Here is a 15,597-nt window from a genome sequence, read left to right as displayed (position 1 = left end):
TTCGGTCGTGGTGCGACTCTGGTGGTGCGGGGCGGCGGATCACATCGCTTGCCGCTTGGTCGGTGTGCTGTTGTCTGTAGTTGTCTGCGTTGTCTGCGTTCTGGGGCTTGTTCTGTGGCTTGTTTGGCTGGCGCCGGTTAGTTGAGGACGCCGATCAAGATGAAGAACGGCGGCAGCACGAAGCCGAGCGGAATGATCACGGCGATGGCGATGGCAATCGCGTTGACGATCCGGGCGGACAGCACCGACGACGTCCAGCCGAGGGTCTGGCAGGCGCTCCAGATGCCGTGCCGCAGGTGCATGGCCAGCGCGAACAGCGCGACAACGTAGATCAAGAACACCCACCACACGCTGAACCCGTTGACCAGCCGCAGATATGGGCTGTCGCTGTCGCCGCCGGGGGTGACGGTGCGGGTGGTGAACTGCAGGATGTGCCAGATCACGAACACCAGCAGCGCGACCCCGCCCCAGCGCATCCACTTCGACGAGAACGTCGCCTTGGTCGCCTTCTTGACGGCGTACTTGGTGCTGCGCGCGCTGTCGGCCCGGCTCCACAGCTTGAACGCCGCGTAGACGTGCCCGACCAGGCTGAGCACCAGCACCAGCCGGACCACCCAGAGCAGTCCCGAGTACGGCAGCATCGGCTGGCCGAAGGTGCGCAGGTGGTGCGCGTAGGTGTCGAAGGTCTGCTGACCGCCGAACGCCATCAGGTTGCCGTACATGTGCAGCGCCACGTAGCCGACGAAGATGGCGCCGGTGACGGCCATCAGCAGCTTCAGCGCGATGGTGGTGTAGCGGCCTCGCGGCGGGCGCGACGGACCATGAGAACGGATGCTTGCCTGGGCGCGGGCGGGCCGAGCCGACGCGGCAGTCCGCGTCGCCGACGACGCTACGGCCGTCGACTTCGACGGCCCAGCCGAGGCCCCAGAAGATGGTGTAGCCACGCTTAGCACCGTAACCCCGCAGGCCGCCCCGCACGAACTAAGGCTTGCCTATGTCGCAGGGCACGACCTGGGCAGATGCCGCGGTGAGGTAATGATCGTCACGCGTGGGCGAACGACCAGCGGCGTAGGCGAGGGAAGCGGTGTCGGTGCCCGGCGGTATACCGGTACCAGAGACCGTAGGTAGAAGGGTATAAAGAATGGTGTAACGGAGGGTATCAGGAGGGCACCGTCGGCGCATCGCGTCCCAGAGCTGCGCAGAACGTCGAGGAGGAACTGCTGTGGGGATGAACATCAAGAACGAGCGGGTTCATGCGCTCGCCAGGCGGGCTGCCGAGGTCACCGGGCAGAGCCAGACCTCGGCCATCGAACAGGCGCTGGTGCTGTTGCTGCGCGAGCACGACGCCGACCCGGTGACGGTGGACCGCGACCGGCGGCTACGGCGGCTCGTCGACATCGGCAGCGAGCTCCGCGACAGCAGCACCGACCCAGGGGCCGGCTCCGGACCGCGGCGGGTCGAAGACCTCTACGACGAACGCACCGGACTTCCCCGGTGATCGTCGACTCGTCTGCCGTGATGGCGGTACTCCACAGCGAGCCAGGGTCTGCTGGTGTCGCGGAGCGGTTGGTGGACAACGCGTGTCGAATGTCGGTGGCCAATTGGCTGGAGGCCAGCATCGTGGTCGACCATCGCTCGGCTCGGCATCAGCGGGCGTTCGCCGAGCTGCTCGATGTGGCCAAGGTGGAGGTGGTGCCGGTGACGGCTGAGCACGCGGCTGTGGCCCGGCAGGCATATCGGAGGTACGGCAGGGGTTCAGGGTCTGCTGCTCGGCTCAACTTCGGCGATTGCTTCGCCTACGCCCTGGCGATCACCAGCGGCGAGCCGTTGCTCTTTGTGGGAGACGACTTCTCCCACACCGACGTCGATCGTCCCGTCTGAGCGGTACCAGCGGCGCGGCGGTTCAGCCGTCCAGCGCCGTCCTGATCAGCGCGCCGACCTGATCGGTCTCCAACAGGAAACCGTCGTGGCCGTAGTCGGACTCGATGATGGCCAGCGGCGCCGCGGTCGGGGCCGTCGCCAGCAGCTCGCCCTGCCAGAGGGGAAACAGCCGGTCGGAATCGACGGAGGCGACGGTCAGCGGTGCGGTGATCCGGTCCAGTGCCGCCGGGACACCGCCGCGTCCGCGCCCGATGTCGTGCAGGTTCATCGATTCGGTGAGCACCAGGTACGAGTTGGGATCGAAACGCCGGCCCAGCTTGGCGCCGTGGTGGTCGAGGTAGCTCTGTACCGCGAACCGGCCGCCGTCGGCGACCTGCTCCCCCAGCTGTTCGTCACGCCCGAATCTGATGTTGAACTCGGCGGCGCTGCGGTAGGTGGCGTGCGCGATCTGCCGTGCGATCGCCATCCCGACCAGCGGGGGGCCGTCCTTGCGGTGGTAGTAGTCGCCGCCGTGAAAGTTCGGGTCGAGTCTGATCGCGGCGGTTTGCGGTGTGGCCCAGGCGATCTGATCCCCGGAGAACATCGCGCAGGTGGCCAGCGCGACCACATGCCGCACCCGGTCGGAGTGCATCACCCCCCACTCCAGCGCGCGCATGCCGCCCATCGAGCCGCCGATCACCGCCGCCACCGACCGCACCCCGAGCACGTCGAGCAGGGCGGCCTCGGCCCGCACCTGATCGCGCGGGGTGAGCCGGGGAAACCTTGAGCCCCAGGGTTTTCCGTCCGGCGCGGCACTGGACGGCCCGGTGCTGCCCCGGCAGCCGCCCAGCACGTTGGCCGCCACCACGAAGTGCCGCCGCGGGTCCAGCGGCGCGTCCGGGCCGATCAGGCCCTGCCACCAGCCGGCGGTGGGTTGGCCGGGACCGGCAGGGCCGACCACATGCGCATCGCCGGTGAGAGCGTGCAGCACCAGCACGGCATTGTCCGCACGCTCGTTGAGTTCTCCCCAGGTCTGGTAGGCCATCGTGACGGACGGCAGCTGCGCGCCGAACTCGGTGGTCAGCGCACCGATCTCGGCGTATTGGCGACCGGTCGGAGCAGCAACGCTCCGGCCGGCCGCCGGTGGGTAGGACGGGTGCGCTGCCTGCACGGTGGGTGCAGAGGTCGCAGAACCGTTGCCGGACAACAACTCAGCCGGCCGAGGCGGCCGGGGTGGACTCGGCGGTGGTGGACCCGGCGGTGGTGGCCTCGGCCGCGTTCTTGGCCCCGGCGTCGGCGCCGTCGGCGGCCTTGGCCGCGATGAAGCCCTGCTCCAGATCGGCCAGGATGTCGTCGATGTGCTCGATCCCGACGCTCAACCGCACCAACCCCGGCGTGACGCCGGTACTGGCCTGCTCGGATTCGGTGAGCTGCGAGTGGGTGGTGGACGCCGGGTGGATGGCCAGCGACCGAACGTCGCCGATGTTGGCGACCAGCGAGTGCAGCTGCAGCGAATCGACGAACCGGCGACCGGCCTCGGCGCCGCCGGCCACCTCGAACGCCAGCACCGCACCGGGTCCGCGGGGCGCGTACTTCTGCGCCAGCGCGTGCCACGGGCTGTCGGGCAGCCCGGCGTACCGCACGCTCAACACGTCCTCACGGTTGTCGAGCCACTCGGCGACCTGCTTGGCGTTGTCGACGTGCCGCTCGATGCGCAGCGACAACGTCTCGAGGCCCTGGGCGATGAGGAAGGCGTTGAACGGCGAGATGGCCGGGCCGAGATCGCGCAGCAGTTGCACCCTGGCCTTGAGGATGTAGGCGAGGTTCGCGCCGAGCGGCGATCCGACGCCGAGATCCTTGGCGTAGGTGAGGCCGTGGTAGCTGGGGTCGGGCTGGTTGTAGTTGGGGAACTTCTCCGGATCGGCGGCGAAGTCGAAGCTGCCGCCGTCGACGATCACCCCGCCGATGGCGGTGCCGTGGCCGCCGAGGTACTTGGTCGCGGAGTGCACGACGATGTCGGCGCCATGTTCCAGCGGGCGGATCAGGTAGGGCGTTGCGATGGTGTTGTCGACCACCAGCGGTACCCCGGCCTCGTGGGCGATGGAAGCGACCGTCTCGATGTCGAGGATGTCCTGCTTGGGGTTGGCGATGGTCTCGGCGAAGAACGCCTTGGTGTTCGGTTTGATCGCCGCCCGCCATGACTCAGGGTCGTCCGGGTTCTCCACGAAGTCGACGGTGACGCCGAGCTTCGGGAAGGTGTAGTGGAACAGGTTGTAGGTGCCGCCGTACAGGCTGGGTGAGGCAACGATGTGGTCGCCGGCCTCGGCAATGTTGAGCAGCGCCAAGGTTTCCGCGCTCTGGCCGGACGCCACCAGCAGCGCTCCGACGCCGCCCTCGAGATCGGCGATGCGGTTCTCCACCACCTCGGTGGTGGGATTGTTCAGCCGGGTGTAGATCGGCCCGAACTCGGCCAGCCCGAAGCGGTTGGCCGCCTGCTCGGTGTTCTCGAACACGAACGAGGTGGTCTGGTAGATCGGCAGCGCTCTGGCTCCGGTGGCGGAGTCGGGGGTTTGGCCGGCGTGGATCTGACGGGTCTCGAACGACCAACTCATGTTGCGTGACACTCCTTGTGCGGCACCGGATCCGGCCCGGCGCAGATAGACGGCGGGGTCGGGTCGCACAAGGTTCGGCTGAGATGCCGCGAAGGGTGCTCGGCTACCAGCCGGGACCGTTGGGACCCGCGCTTGTCGGCGTCGGTTGACGTCGACCAGGTCGCTCACCCGGGGCACCCCACCGCGGTTGGAGGGTTGCCGTCCAGCAAGCCGGGGCTATGCGCTGGAACTCATGACCTACCACCGACTATAACGACCGGCGGCCGAATTGACCACAAGGGCGTCGGCGTGAGACACCTCGCACCGCGCCGGGGCGGGCGCTGGGTCACACCGGGGCGCGCCGTGATGCGCCGGACGGACACAGCCTTTACAGCGCCGGGGCGGGCTCAGCCGCCGAGCGCCGCTAGCAACCCCTTGATCCGCTCGGCCGACTCCGCCGGATCGCCCTTGGTCAGCGCGGATCCGATACCGACGGCGGCGGCCCCGGCAGCGATCCACTCCGGCGCGTTCTCCGGGGTCACTCCCCCGGTCGGCACGATCGGCAGCTGGGGCAGCGCGGCCCGCACGTCGGAGATCCACTTGGGCGCGAAGCTGGACGCCGGGAACAGCTTGACCGCGTCGGCACCGGCCTCCAGCGCGGTGAGCATTTCGGTGGGGCTGCCGGTGCCGATCACCGTCGGCACGCCGTAGCGGCGGGCGGTTGCGATGGTGTCGGCGGACAGCGTCGGCGACACCAGGTAGCTGGCGCCGGCCCGGATCGCTGCCACCGCCGAGGCGCCGTCGAGCACGGTGCCGGCGCCGATCACCGCGTCGGGAAACTGCCGGCGAGCCTTGCTGATCGCCTCCAGCGCACCGGGATTGGTGAGCGCGACCTCCACCGACCGCAGCCCGGCCTGCACCAGGGTGGTGGTTGCGGCCAGCGCGCTGTCGGCGTCCGGCGTCCGGACGATGCCGATCACTCGCTGCGCCATCGCCCCGGCCATGACTTCCCAGCTGTACATGCTGTGCTCGATTCCTTCGCTCGGTTCCGTCGGTCGGTCGTCGGTGAGGTAGTCGGTTGGGTATTGGATGGGTTCCGGTCGCGGTGGCCTACCGGGAGACCTGCTCGCCGCCGTCGGCGGCCAGCAGACCGGTCAATTCCCTTGCGTCGGGCAGGTTCTCGGTGTCCGACCAGCCTTCGACGGCGAACGCGGCAGCGCCGACGCCGCGACGCAGACAGTCTGCCGGAGGCTGGTTCTCGAGCAGGCCGGACAGGTATCCGGCCACCAGGGCGTCGCCGGCGCCGACCGGGTCGACCACCTGCCGGGCCAGTGGCTGCTCGGTGTGTGCGGCGTCGCGGGTGTAGACGGTGGCGGTGTGGTCGGCGTTCTTGCACACCACCGCGGTGGCCCCGCCGGCGATGAGGGTGTGAGCCAGCTGCTCGGGATTCACCGGGCGCCCGGCGTCGTCCACCCCGCCGGGCAGCAGCGGAAGTTCGTCGGTGCCGGCGAAGATCACCTGAGCGCGCGGCGCCACGTCGGCCAGGGCGGTGCGCCACTGCTCGGGCGCGGCCAGCCGCAGCCGCAGGTTGACGTCGAAGCTCACCGAAACCCCGGCCGCGGCGGCCAACTCGATGAGCTCTCTGGTGGCCGCCGCTGACTGCTCGCTGAGCATCAGGCTGATCCCGGTGACGTGCACCAACCGCGGTCCGCAGGCGGCCCGGGCGGCCTCCCATGCGGCCCGCACCTGCGCGGCATCGACGCCGGCGGCCGCCGAGCCGGCGCGGTGGTAGGCCACCGAGATCGCGCCGTGCGCCGACGAGTTGCGCAGCAACAGCCCGGTGAAGCCCGGCACCTGCCGCACCGCGGAGACGTCGACGTCCTCGGCCCGCATCCGGCGCAGCAGATAGCTGCCGGCGTCGTCGTCGCCGACCCGGCCGATCCATCCGGCACGGTGACCCAGCCGCGAAACCCCAACGGCCACATTGCCTTCCGCCCCACCGATGGTGGACCGGAAGCGCTCGGCGCGAGCCAGCGCCTCTCCCGGTTCGGCGACCAGCACCCGCATCACCTCGCCGAGCACCAGCAGATCCAGCGGCGCGGAGCCTGCTGCGTTCGACACAGGATTGGCGGTCGGGTCTGGCACACCGTCGAGACTAGTCACCCGCCGCGGCGACCGGCCCCCCACCGCCCGGTGCCGGGCCGCTACGCTTGCCGACACTCAACCCCTAGTAGAACGGCGTTTCATGATCTCCGGCGATCGCCCACGGTTCGACCCGTCCAGCATCAGGTTCGGTGGGGACTACAACCCCGAACACTGGCCGCCGGGCAAGGTGGCCGAAGACGTCGAGCTGATGCAGCGGGCCGGGGTGAACCTGGTGTCGCTGGGGATCTTCGGGTGGGCGGTGGCCGAGCCCACCCCGGGCGGCTACGACTTCGGCTACTACCGCGGCATCATGGATCAGCTGCACGCCGGCGGGATCGGTGTCAGCCTCGCCACCATGACGGCCTCGCCGCCGCCGTGGCTGGCCCGCCGATTCCCCGATTCGCTGCCGGAGCTGGCCGACGGCACCCGCTGGTGGCCGGGAGCGCGGCAGGCGTACTGCCCGTCCAACACCGACTTTCGCGACGCGGTGCGCAGCTTCGTCGGCAAACTCGCCGAGGCGCTGGGCGAGCATCCCGCGCTGCAACTGTGGCACGTCAACAACGAGTACGGCTGCCACCTGCGGGCCTGCTACTGCGATCGCTGCGCCGCGGAGTTCCGGACCTGGCTGCAGGACCGGTACGGCGACATCGGCGGGCTGAACGAAGCCTGGACCACCACCTTCTGGTCGCAGCGCTACTCCGAGTTCGCCGAAGTGTTGCCGCCGCGCTCGGCGCCGACGTTCGCCAACCCGGCCCAGCAGTTGGACTTTCAGCGGTTCAGCTCGGACAACCTGCTGCGACTGCTCGAGCTGGAGATCGGCGAGCTGCGGGCCGCCACCCCGCAGCTGCCGCTGACCACCAACTTCGTCGCCGTCAACCAGGCCCTTGACCTGTGGAAGTGGACCGAGCGCCTCGATGTGGTCTCCTTCGACTCCTACTCCGACCCGGCCGACCCTGACTCGTTCGTCAGCGCGGCTTTCGACTACGACGTGGTGCGCAGCCTGCACGCCGGCCGACCGTGGCTGCTGATGGAGCAGGCGCCCAGCGCGGTGAACTGGCGTCAGCGCAACGCCCCGAAACCGGCCGGGAAGATGCGGGCCGGCAGTTGGCAGGCGGTGGCGCGCGGCGCCGACGCGGTGATGTTCTTCCAGTGGCGGGCATCGCCGGGCGGTGCGGAGAAGTTCCACTCGGGAATGGTCGGACACAGCGGCCCCGGCGGGCGGGTGTTCGGCGAGGTCAGTGCCCTCGGCAACGAACTGGCCGCCCACCCGGAGCCGACCGGGCTGGCCAGCCGTGCCGACACCGCGCTGCTGTTGGACTGGGACTCGTGGTGGGCGCTCGAGCTGGACTCGCATCCGAGCGCTGACCTGCGGCTGCGGCTGCTGATGACCGATTGGTACGCCGCGCTGTTGCGCGCCGGGGTGGCGGTGGACGCTGCGCGCCCCGGCGGTCCGCACGCCGATCGCCGGCTGCTGCTCGCACCCAACCTCTACCTGCTCAGGGACGACGACGCCGCCGAGCTGGCCCGCTGGGTCGGCAACGGTGGGGTGCTGGTGGTCGGCTGCTTCTCCGGGGTGGTCGACGGCAACGACCGCATCCATCCCGGTGGTGCTCCCGGCCCGCTGCGGGAACTGGTCGGGGCGACCGTCGACGAGTGGTGGCCGCTGCAGCCGGGCGAGACGGTGCCGGTCACCTTCACCGACGCCGCTGCGAGCACTCCGGGCACTGCGGGCACAGTGGGCGCTGCGGACAGCGGCGAGGCGGGTGGTGAAACATCCAGTACGGCAAGTACTTTCACCGAGTCGCTGGTGCTCACCGAGCAGCCCGGCAGCGGCGGCACAACCACGCAGGTGCTGGCCAGGTTCGGCGCCGGCGAACTCGACGGACAGCCCGCGGTGGTGCGGCGCCAGGTCGGCAAGGGCTGGGCCTACTACGTGGCGGCGCGGCTGGACGCGGCCGGGGTGGACGCGGTGCTGGCGCACGCCAGGGCGGCCGCCGGCGTCGACGGATTGCTGCCGACGTCCGCGCTGCCCGCAGGGGTCGAGGTGGTTCAGCGCGGCGAGGGCGACCGAGCACTGTTGTTCGCCGTCAACCACACCGCCGAGCCGGTTGACCTGCCGCTCCCGCAGCCGGCGACCGATCTGTTGACGGGCCGGTCGCACGCCGCCATCGTTTCTCTGGGACGCTACGGGGTAGCCATGCTCCGCCGGGCATAGCCACCGAACGCCGTCGCCGGCCTGGGAGAAACGGGCCTGCAAAGGAGTCCAGATGAGCCAGCCGCCGACTCCGAAACCAGCACCGCCGGCTCCGCCGCGGCTGCCGCAGCCGCGCACCCCCGACCCGACGGAGGCCCCACCGCTGGGCTGGGGCATCCTCGGCACCGGCGGCATCGCCGGGTCGATGGCGCGCGCGCTGCGCGCCCACACCAGGCAGCGGTTGGTGGCGGTGGCCTCGCGAAGCGCGAAGCGGGGCAACGCTTTCGCGGCCGAGCACGACATCCCGACCGCACACGTCGGCACCGAACAGTTGCTGGCCGACGACGAGGTCGACGTGGTGTACATCGCCTCGCCGCACTCCGAGCACTATCGACAGGCCATGGATGCCATCGCGGCGGGTAAGCATCTGCTGGTGGAGAAGGCGTTCACCCAGACCGCCGAGCAGGCAGTGGAGATCGCGCAGTTCGCCGCCGCGTCTGACGTCACCGTGCTGGAGGCGATGTGGCCGCGCTTCCTGCCGCGCTTCGACGTGCTGCGCCAGCTGCTGGAGACCGGCGCGCTCGGCGAGCTGCAGGTGGTGATCGCCGACCACGGCCAGTACTTCGACCCGGATCCGGCACACCGGCTGTTCGCGCCGGAGCTGGCCGGCGGAGCACTGCTGGATCTCGGGGTGTACCCGGTGTCGTTGGCGTCGATGGTGCTCGGCACGCCCGCCGCGGTGCACGCGTTCGGCAGCAGGGCGTTCACCGGGGTGGACGGGCAGGTATCGCTGGTGCTCGACGCCGGCGCCCAGCATCCCGGCGCGCAGGCCGTGCTGAACACCACGCTGCTGGCGAAAACGCCTACCACCGCATCGATCTCCGGCACCGTGGCCAGGGTGGAACTGCCGGGGCCGTTCTACGCGCCCGGCGTGCTGACCTACATCCACAGGGACGGCACCACGCTGCAGACCGACCCACCCACCATCACCGACGGCGGCCTGGCCTACGAGGCCGCGCACCTGGCCCAACTGGTCGCCGACGGTGTCCGGCAGTCGCCACTGCTGCCGCTGCAGGAAACGGTCGCGATCATGCGAACGCTCGATACCGCCGCCGCTCAACTGGGCTGAGGCCGCACCGAGCTCGCGGCGGAAAGGACACACCATGGGCGCCGATGCCGAGCTCGTCATCGAGATGCGTGACGTGGACAAGAGTTTCGGCTCGGTGCACGCACTGAACAAGCTGAACCTGCAGGTCCGGCGCGGCGAGGTGCATGGCTTTCTCGGCCCGAACGGCGCCGGCAAGTCGACGGCGATCCGGGTGCTGCTCGGGCTGTTGCATGCCGATGCCGGCCGCAGCCGGCTGCTCGGCGGCGATCCGTGGACGGACGCGGTGTCCCTGCACCGCAGGTTGGCCTACGTTCCCGGCGATGTGACGCTGTGGCCGAGCCTGACCGGCGGCGAGGTGATCGATCTGCTCACCTCGTTGCGCAGCGGCCGCGGCGCTCCCACCAACGCCGGCCGGCGCGACGAGCTGATCGAACGCTTCCAGCTCGACCCGAAACGCAAGTGCCGCACCTATTCCAAGGGCAACAGGCAGAAGGTGGCCATCATCGCCGCGCTGGCCTCCGAGGTGGAGCTGCTGGTGCTGGACGAGCCGACGTCGGGATTGGATCCCTTGATGGAAGCGGTGTTCCAGCAATGCATTCGGCAGGCGGTGGGCTCGGGCAGCACGGTGCTGCTGTCCAGCCACATCCTCTCCGAGGTGGAGTCGCTGGGCGATCGGGTGTCGATCATTGCCGGTGGCACCGTGGTGGAATCGGGCACGCTGGCGCAGCTGCGGCACCTCACCCGGACCAGCGTGCAGGCGCAGCTCGACCGGGTGCCGGCCGGCCTGTCCGAGCTGCCCGGCGTGCACGACCTACGGGTGGAGCACACCAGGGTGAGCCTGTCGGTGGACAGCAATGAGCTGGGAAAAGTGTTGGCGGCGTTGACGTCTGCCGGGGTGCAGACCCTCACCAGCCGGCCGCCGACACTGGAGGAGCTGTTCCTGCGGCACTACGACCAGCCCGGCGACCCGGCGCCGTCGCCCTCGGCCGACCAGCAATGAGTACCGCCGCCGCGCCGAGCAGCGACGTCGATCGGAGCAGCGCCGGGCTGGGGATTCTGCCGCTCGCCGGGTTCGCCGCGCTGTACCGGTTCGGGCTGCGCAGGGAGCGGCTGCCACTGCTGGCCTGGACGTACGGCATTGTCGCCTCGGTGGCCGCCACTGTTGTCGCGTTCCGCAACCTCTATCCGAACCCAGCCGAGCGTGCGCAGTTCGCCGAGAGTCTGCGCGGCAACCCGGTTTTCACGGTGATCACCGGCCCGATCTGGTCGTCGAGCATCGGCGGCTTGACGGCCTGGCGGATGGGCCTGCTCGGCAGCGCGCTCGCCGCCCTCGCCGGCATCTTCACCGTGGTGCGGCGGACCCGCAGCGAGGAGGAGTCGGGGCGGGCCGAGCTGCTGGCCAGCACCCCGATCGGCCGGGGCGCCGCGCTCGCCGCGGCGCTGGCGTGCGCCGGAACGGCGCTGGTCGGCATCGGCGTTCTGGTCGCCGTGGTCTGCGTAGTCGGTGGCGAGCCGCTCGGCGGCTCGGCGCTGCTGGGCGCGGTGATCGCCGCTTCGGGCTTGGTGTTTGCCGGCCTCGCAGCGGTGACGGCGCAGGTGTTCGACTCGGCCAGGTCGGCGATGGGAGCCGCCGGGGCGCTGCTCGGGCTCAGCTTCGCCATTCGCGGGGTGGCCGACTCCGGAAGCTCCGGCCCGCAGTGGTTGCGCTGGCTGAGCCCACTGGGCTGGGCCGAAGAGGTCAGAGCCTTCGCCGACAACCGGGTGTGGGTGGTCGCGCTCACCGTGGCATTGGCGGTGGCGCTGGTGGCCGTTGCGGTCGCGTTGTTGGCGCACCGAGACGTCGGGTTGTCGCTGCTGCCGGCCCGGCCGGGGCCGGCCACCGGCCGGCTGCGTTCGGTGCCTGGCCTGGTGGTGCGATCGCTGCGCGGCACCGCCATCGCCTGGTGCCTTGCGTTGCTGGCGTACGGCGCGGTGAACGGCGCCATTGTGGACAGCGCCGACGGTCTGCTGTCCGGCAGCGCCGGCATGCGGGAGGCGTTGACGCAGCTGGGCGGTGCCGACGTGCTCACCCAGGCGGTGCTGTCGGCGGTCGGCACCGTCACCGGGTTGCTGGCGGCCATCGCCGCGATCAGCGTTGTCGGCCGGCTCGCCGCCGAGGAGAGCAATGGGCGCGCGGAGTTGCTGCTCTCGACAGCGGTGACCCGGTTCCGGCTGCAGAGCGGCTATCTGGTGCCGATGCTGCTGATTCCCGCGGCGGCGCTGACGCTGTCCGGGCTGGCCTGCGGGTTGGTGCACGGCATCCGCACCGACGGTGCCTTCGGTCCTGCGTTCCGCGCCGGGCTGCAGGCCATGATGGTGCAGATCCCGGTGACTTGGACGTTCGGCGCGCTGGCGGCGCTGGTGCACGCGCTGCGGCCGAGCTGGTGGCCGGCGATCTGGGCGGTGTTCGCCGGCTGCGTGCTGCTGACGATGATCGGGCCGTCGTTGCAGCTGCCGCAGTGGCTGCTCGACGTATCTCCGCTGACGCACGTCACCGGGCCGGCCGTCACGCAGATCCCGTGGACGGCCGTCGGGGTGCTGCTGGTGATGACGGCGGCGCTGCTGGCCGTCGCGGTGGTGGGGTTTCGCCGACGGGACGTGCTCAGTCGCTGACGCCGGTCGACCCTTGCCGCTGGCCCGCCGGCGGGACGTCGATGGTGCCCGCGCGCATGCGTTCCGCGTGTTCCCTTGCCACCTGGCGCAGCGCGGTCTCCGGGTCGATGCCGACGGCACCGGCCGCGTAGGCGATCCGGAATATCTGCTCGGCCGCGCTGTCGCCGTCGGGCAGCGGGGTGTGATCGTCGAACTTGGCGGCGCGGGAGCCGAGCTTGCCGGCGAGCGCCACCGCCGGCTGGGCCAGCGCCACCCCGTCGAGCACGTGCGCCTTACCGTTCTTGCTGGTGCGCTCGGCCTTTTTCAGCTCGTCCCAACGGGTTTGCTGGTCCTGCGCGGTGCTCGGCCCGGCATCCGGCGCCGAGTCGGCGGGTTGCCCAGCGGCGGCTGCCGCACCGGCGGCTCCCGCACCGGCGGCGAAGACGTGCGGATGCCGGCGCACCAGTTTGTCCACCAGGTCACCGGCAACGTCGTCGATGGTGAAACCGCCTGCGGCTGCGGGCGTTTCGGCGGCGATCCGTGCGTGGAAGAGCACCTGCAGCAGCACATCGCCGAGTTCTTCGCGCATCGCGGCCTGATCGTCGTCCTCGATGGCCTGCACCAGCTCGTAGCACTCCTCGAGAAGATAACGCAGCAGCGAGCGGTGGGTCTGTTCGGCATCCCACGGGCAACCGCCTGGGCTGCGCAGGGTGTCCATCACCGCGACCGCGTCCAGCAACTTGCCGCCGGTCGGACCGCTCGGACCGGTGGGTGCCGGCGGCGTCCCGGGTCGGTCCGTCACGACAGCGGAACCACTTGCATCACAACGGGATCCCAGCGCCCGAAGCGCGGGTTGACGGTCACCGTCTGGCCGCGGACGTCCTTTGATGCCGCCAGCCAGGCGAGGTCGAACAGCGACGCCTGGCCCTGCTGCGAGTTCGCCGCGGTGCCGAGCGCGGAGCCGAGCTGGCCCGGCGTCTCGGAGCGGTGGTTGATCCGTACCAAGGTCCACCGCTCACCGGAGGGCACCACCACGATGCTGCCTGCCGGCTCGCTGAACACGCCGAACTGGGCCAGCGCCGGTTGCTGCAGCAGGGTCAGCTGTTGGCCAGTGGCCGCCGACTGCGCACCGCCGGAGCCCTGAGCGGCCTCGGCGATGGCGGCATCAAGTGCCGCCGGGTCGTCCAGAAAACGCACCCGCGCCGCGGCCGCGGCCGAACGAGAATCGAAGGTGCTGAGAATGTCCATGCTCACCCGCACGTCGGTGACCGGTTGCTCGGCGTTCTGCTGCGCGAGGGTGAGCACCCGCAACGCGTCTGAGATGCCCTGGTCCACCCGATCAGGGGCGACCCCGAGTTGGCCGGCAAGCTGCGCCGGATCGACCTGCGCGGCGCGGGCGTTCACCTCGGACTTGGGCGGGGCCGGGAGCCGGCTGAACGCCGGGCTCTGCAGCAGCTGGTGCCGGATGCTGGCGGTCAACACCTTGCGGTTGAGCGCTTCCCGCTGCACGTCGGCGGCCTGCCAGTCGACGGTCGCCGCGGTGCCGGACGGATCGGCCGGCTCCGCAGGGGTCCGGTCGGCAGCGAGCTGATCGACCGTCTGCAGGGTGGAGCTGTCGCTGATGCTGGTGCCGTCAACCACAGCGGCGCTGCCGGGGTGATCGGTGCACGCGGTCAGCGTGCCGGCCAGTACCGCAGCCAACGCGAACGGGGTGAGCCGGCGCCGTAGCTGCCGGCCGCGCCGCCGCCCCGGGCCCGCCGACTCGACGGATCCAGCAGGCTGTGCCGATCCAGCAGGCGGTGCCGGCGCCGCCGAAGCGCGGCGGGAGCGGGTATTGGGGAGAGCGACGGTGCGATCCACGGCTCCAGCTTCTCACGGCGCGCTCGGGCAGCGCGGGCCAGCCTGCCGTCCCGGCACCGGGATTTCCGCCGGCGCCTCAGCTCATCGGCCCGTCCGGCGCGGCCGCGGCAACCGGTGCCCGGCGAGATCGAAGGCGAGCCGCTCATAGCCGTCGGCGACGTCGTCCCAGTTGTAGTCGGTGGCCCGCCGGGACGACAGTGTCGCCCTGGCCGCGGTGCCGGCCTCGTCCTGATCGGCCTGTTCGACCGCGGCGGCAACACCCGCCGGGTCGGCGAAGAACCGGCCGGCGGCGCCGAGCACCTCCCTGTTGAAGTTCACGTCCCAGGCGCTGACCGCGGCGCCGGCGCCCATCGCGCGCAGCAGCGACGGGTTGGTGCCGCCGACCGAGTGACCGTGCAGGTAGCTGCGGGCCCCGACATACAGCTGATCCAACAGTTCCTGGTCCCACACCCCGCCCAGAAAGCGCACCCGATGGTCGGCGGCGGCGTGCACCGCCGCGGTGTACTCGTCCGAGTACGGGGCCGAACCGACCACCACCAGCGGGCGGGCGGCCGCCGATGCCCGGTAGCCCTCGACGATCTCGCGGACGTGGTTCTCCGGTTCGAACCGCGCCACCACCAGGTGATAACCGCCGGGCGCCAGGTCGAGTTCGGCGAGCCGGTCGGTGTCCGGTGGTACCACAGGGGCGCCGTAGCTGAGCTGCACCGTTCCGGCGTTGTGGGTCTCGGCGTAGTAGTCGGCGATTCCGGCGGCGTCGGCGATCAGCGCGTCCGAACCCCGCACGGCAAGCTTCTCGGCGAGTTGGTAGTACCGGCGTCCGGTGCTGCCCCACTTCCCGCGCTGCCACTCGAGGCCGTCGACGTGCGTCGCCACCGGAATGCGCCGCAGCCGCAGCAGCGGCAGCCACGGCGCGTTGGCGCAGTTGAACAGGAAGGCGACATCGGTGCGGTGCCGCAGCAGGTGCCCGGCGGACAACCCGGTGTGCAGCAACGTTTCCAGCGAGCGTTTGCGCACCACCGGCAACTCCACCCGCTGCATTCCCAGGTAGCTGCTGCCGGCGCTCGCCTCCGGCTCGGTCGGGCGGCTGTACACCACCACGCGATGCCCGCGGTCGGCGAGCCGGCGCCCGACCTCCTCCACCGCCGTCTCGAATCCGCCGTACCGCGCCGGTACTCCCCTTGTCCCCAGCATCGCGATGCTCAGCGGCC

At 70.7% G+C, this 15,597-nt stretch carries 14 protein-coding genes and 1 riboswitch; of the genes, 6 read left to right on the top strand and 8 right to left on the bottom strand.

From position 1 onward, the window contains the following. Window positions 1-137: 137 nt before the first annotated feature. Window positions 138-779, bottom strand: a complete 642-nt coding sequence (locus tag HKD39_RS09060) for a succinate dehydrogenase cytochrome b subunit (protein ID WP_281361870.1) — start codon at window positions 777-779, stop codon at window positions 138-140. Window positions 780-1,228: 449 nt separating this feature from the next. Between HKD39_RS09060 and HKD39_RS09055 the strand changes: the two genes are divergently transcribed. Then, on the top strand, window positions 1,229-1,498 hold the full coding sequence (locus tag HKD39_RS09055) for a type II toxin-antitoxin system VapB family antitoxin (protein WP_171199548.1): 270 nt from the start codon (window positions 1,229-1,231) through the stop codon (window positions 1,496-1,498). Then, complete coding sequence (locus HKD39_RS09050) at window positions 1,495-1,881, top strand: PIN domain-containing protein (RefSeq protein WP_171199547.1); 387 nt, start codon at window positions 1,495-1,497, stop codon at window positions 1,879-1,881. Before HKD39_RS09055 ends, HKD39_RS09050 begins: the two co-directional genes overlap by 4 nt. Window positions 1,882-1,903: 22 nt before the next feature. On the opposite strand, the gene metX is transcribed toward HKD39_RS09050, so the two are convergent. The 4 genes from metX to HKD39_RS09030 all read right to left on the bottom strand — a co-directional run bounded on the left by metX (window position 1,904) and on the right by HKD39_RS09030 (window position 6,596). Next, a complete protein-coding gene (gene metX / locus HKD39_RS09045) occupies window positions 1,904-3,031 on the bottom strand; it encodes a homoserine O-acetyltransferase MetX (RefSeq protein WP_343074655.1) in 1,128 nt (375 codons plus the stop codon). 40 nt (window positions 3,032-3,071) lie between these two features. Next, on the bottom strand, window positions 3,072-4,472 hold the full coding sequence (locus HKD39_RS09040) for a bifunctional o-acetylhomoserine/o-acetylserine sulfhydrylase (RefSeq protein WP_171199545.1): 1,401 nt from the start codon (window positions 4,470-4,472) through the stop codon (window positions 3,072-3,074). Between the two features lie 123 nt (window positions 4,473-4,595). Next, window positions 4,596-4,710, bottom strand: a riboswitch (SAM riboswitch). A gap of 148 nt (window positions 4,711-4,858) precedes the next feature. Beyond that, entirely contained in the window at window positions 4,859-5,473 is a 615-nt protein-coding gene (locus HKD39_RS09035; RefSeq protein ID WP_171199544.1) for a bifunctional 4-hydroxy-2-oxoglutarate aldolase/2-dehydro-3-deoxy-phosphogluconate aldolase, read from the bottom strand. Window positions 5,474-5,561: 88 nt separating this feature from the next. Next, window positions 5,562-6,596 carry a PfkB family carbohydrate kinase gene (locus HKD39_RS09030; RefSeq protein ID WP_171199543.1) on the bottom strand — a complete coding sequence of 345 codons (1,035 nt, stop codon included), beginning with the start codon at window positions 6,594-6,596 and terminating at the stop codon, window positions 5,562-5,564. Window positions 6,597-6,696: 100 nt separating this feature from the next. On the opposite strand from HKD39_RS09030, the gene HKD39_RS09025 reads away from it, so the two are divergent. Genes HKD39_RS09025 through HKD39_RS09010 form a run of 4 tightly spaced genes read left to right on the top strand, consistent with a single transcriptional unit; the run spans window position 6,697 to window position 12,550 of the window. Continuing rightward, the gene (locus HKD39_RS09025; protein WP_171199542.1) at window positions 6,697-8,811 is read left to right on the top strand and encodes a beta-galactosidase; all 2,115 of its coding nucleotides are present in this window, start codon (window positions 6,697-6,699) and stop codon (window positions 8,809-8,811) included. Between the two features lie 52 nt (window positions 8,812-8,863). Next, window positions 8,864-9,919 carry a Gfo/Idh/MocA family protein gene (locus HKD39_RS09020; RefSeq protein ID WP_171199541.1) on the top strand — a complete coding sequence of 352 codons (1,056 nt, stop codon included), beginning with the start codon at window positions 8,864-8,866 and terminating at the stop codon, window positions 9,917-9,919. A 34-nt stretch (window positions 9,920-9,953) separates the two neighbouring features. Beyond that, on the top strand, window positions 9,954-10,898 hold the full coding sequence (locus HKD39_RS09015) for an ABC transporter ATP-binding protein (RefSeq protein ID WP_171199540.1): 945 nt from the start codon (window positions 9,954-9,956) through the stop codon (window positions 10,896-10,898). Further along, complete coding sequence (locus tag HKD39_RS09010) at window positions 10,895-12,550, top strand: ABC transporter permease (RefSeq protein ID WP_171199539.1); 1,656 nt, start codon at window positions 10,895-10,897, stop codon at window positions 12,548-12,550. Before HKD39_RS09015 ends, HKD39_RS09010 begins: the two co-directional genes overlap by 4 nt. Here the strand turns inward: HKD39_RS09010 and HKD39_RS09005 are convergent. From HKD39_RS09005 to HKD39_RS08995, 3 genes are all read right to left on the bottom strand, one after another. Then, window positions 12,540-13,331: a nucleoside triphosphate pyrophosphohydrolase gene (locus tag HKD39_RS09005; protein ID WP_343074654.1), complete on the bottom strand. Its 792-nt coding sequence runs from the start codon at window positions 13,329-13,331 to the stop codon at window positions 12,540-12,542. The genes HKD39_RS09010 and HKD39_RS09005 overlap by 11 nt on opposite strands. Further along, window positions 13,328-14,389 (bottom strand): hypothetical protein, encoded by a 1,062-nt coding sequence (locus HKD39_RS09000; RefSeq protein ID WP_171199538.1) that lies wholly within the window; start codon window positions 14,387-14,389, stop codon window positions 13,328-13,330. The genes HKD39_RS09005 and HKD39_RS09000 overlap by 4 nt, the downstream gene beginning before the upstream one ends. 81 nt (window positions 14,390-14,470) lie before the next feature. Continuing rightward, window positions 14,471-15,580 (bottom strand): DUF1972 domain-containing protein, encoded by a 1,110-nt coding sequence (locus tag HKD39_RS08995; protein WP_171199711.1) that lies wholly within the window; start codon window positions 15,578-15,580, stop codon window positions 14,471-14,473. Between the last annotated feature and the right edge of the window lie 17 nt (window positions 15,581-15,597).

This window comes from Nakamurella aerolata, assembly GCF_013002705.1.
GTDB classification, from domain to species: domain Bacteria; phylum Actinomycetota; class Actinomycetes; order Mycobacteriales; family Nakamurellaceae; genus Nakamurella; species Nakamurella aerolata.
The sequence above is the reverse complement of the archived record's forward strand: the minus strand, read 5'-3'. Positions and strand labels throughout refer to the sequence as shown.

What these genes read in the sequence shown, in the direction of transcription:
- HKD39_RS09055 (WP_171199548.1), top strand. Translation starts at nt 1,229, where the DNA reads ATGAACATCAAGAACGAGCGGGTTCATGCGCTCGCCAGGCGGGCTGCC.
- HKD39_RS09040 (WP_171199545.1), bottom strand. Translation starts at nt 4,472, where the DNA reads ATGAGTTGGTCGTTCGAGACCCGTCAGATCCACGCCGGCCAAACCCCC.
- HKD39_RS09035 (WP_171199544.1), bottom strand. Translation starts at nt 5,473, where the DNA reads ATGTACAGCTGGGAAGTCATGGCCGGGGCGATGGCGCAGCGAGTGATC.
- HKD39_RS09025 (WP_171199542.1), top strand. Translation starts at nt 6,697, where the DNA reads ATGATCTCCGGCGATCGCCCACGGTTCGACCCGTCCAGCATCAGGTTC.
- HKD39_RS09020 (WP_171199541.1), top strand. Translation starts at nt 8,864, where the DNA reads ATGAGCCAGCCGCCGACTCCGAAACCAGCACCGCCGGCTCCGCCGCGG.
- HKD39_RS09015 (WP_171199540.1), top strand. Translation starts at nt 9,954, where the DNA reads ATGGGCGCCGATGCCGAGCTCGTCATCGAGATGCGTGACGTGGACAAG.
- HKD39_RS09010 (WP_171199539.1), top strand. Translation starts at nt 10,895, where the DNA reads ATGAGTACCGCCGCCGCGCCGAGCAGCGACGTCGATCGGAGCAGCGCC.
- HKD39_RS08995 (WP_171199711.1), bottom strand. Translation starts at nt 15,580, where the DNA reads ATGCTGGGGACAAGGGGAGTACCGGCGCGGTACGGCGGATTCGAGACG.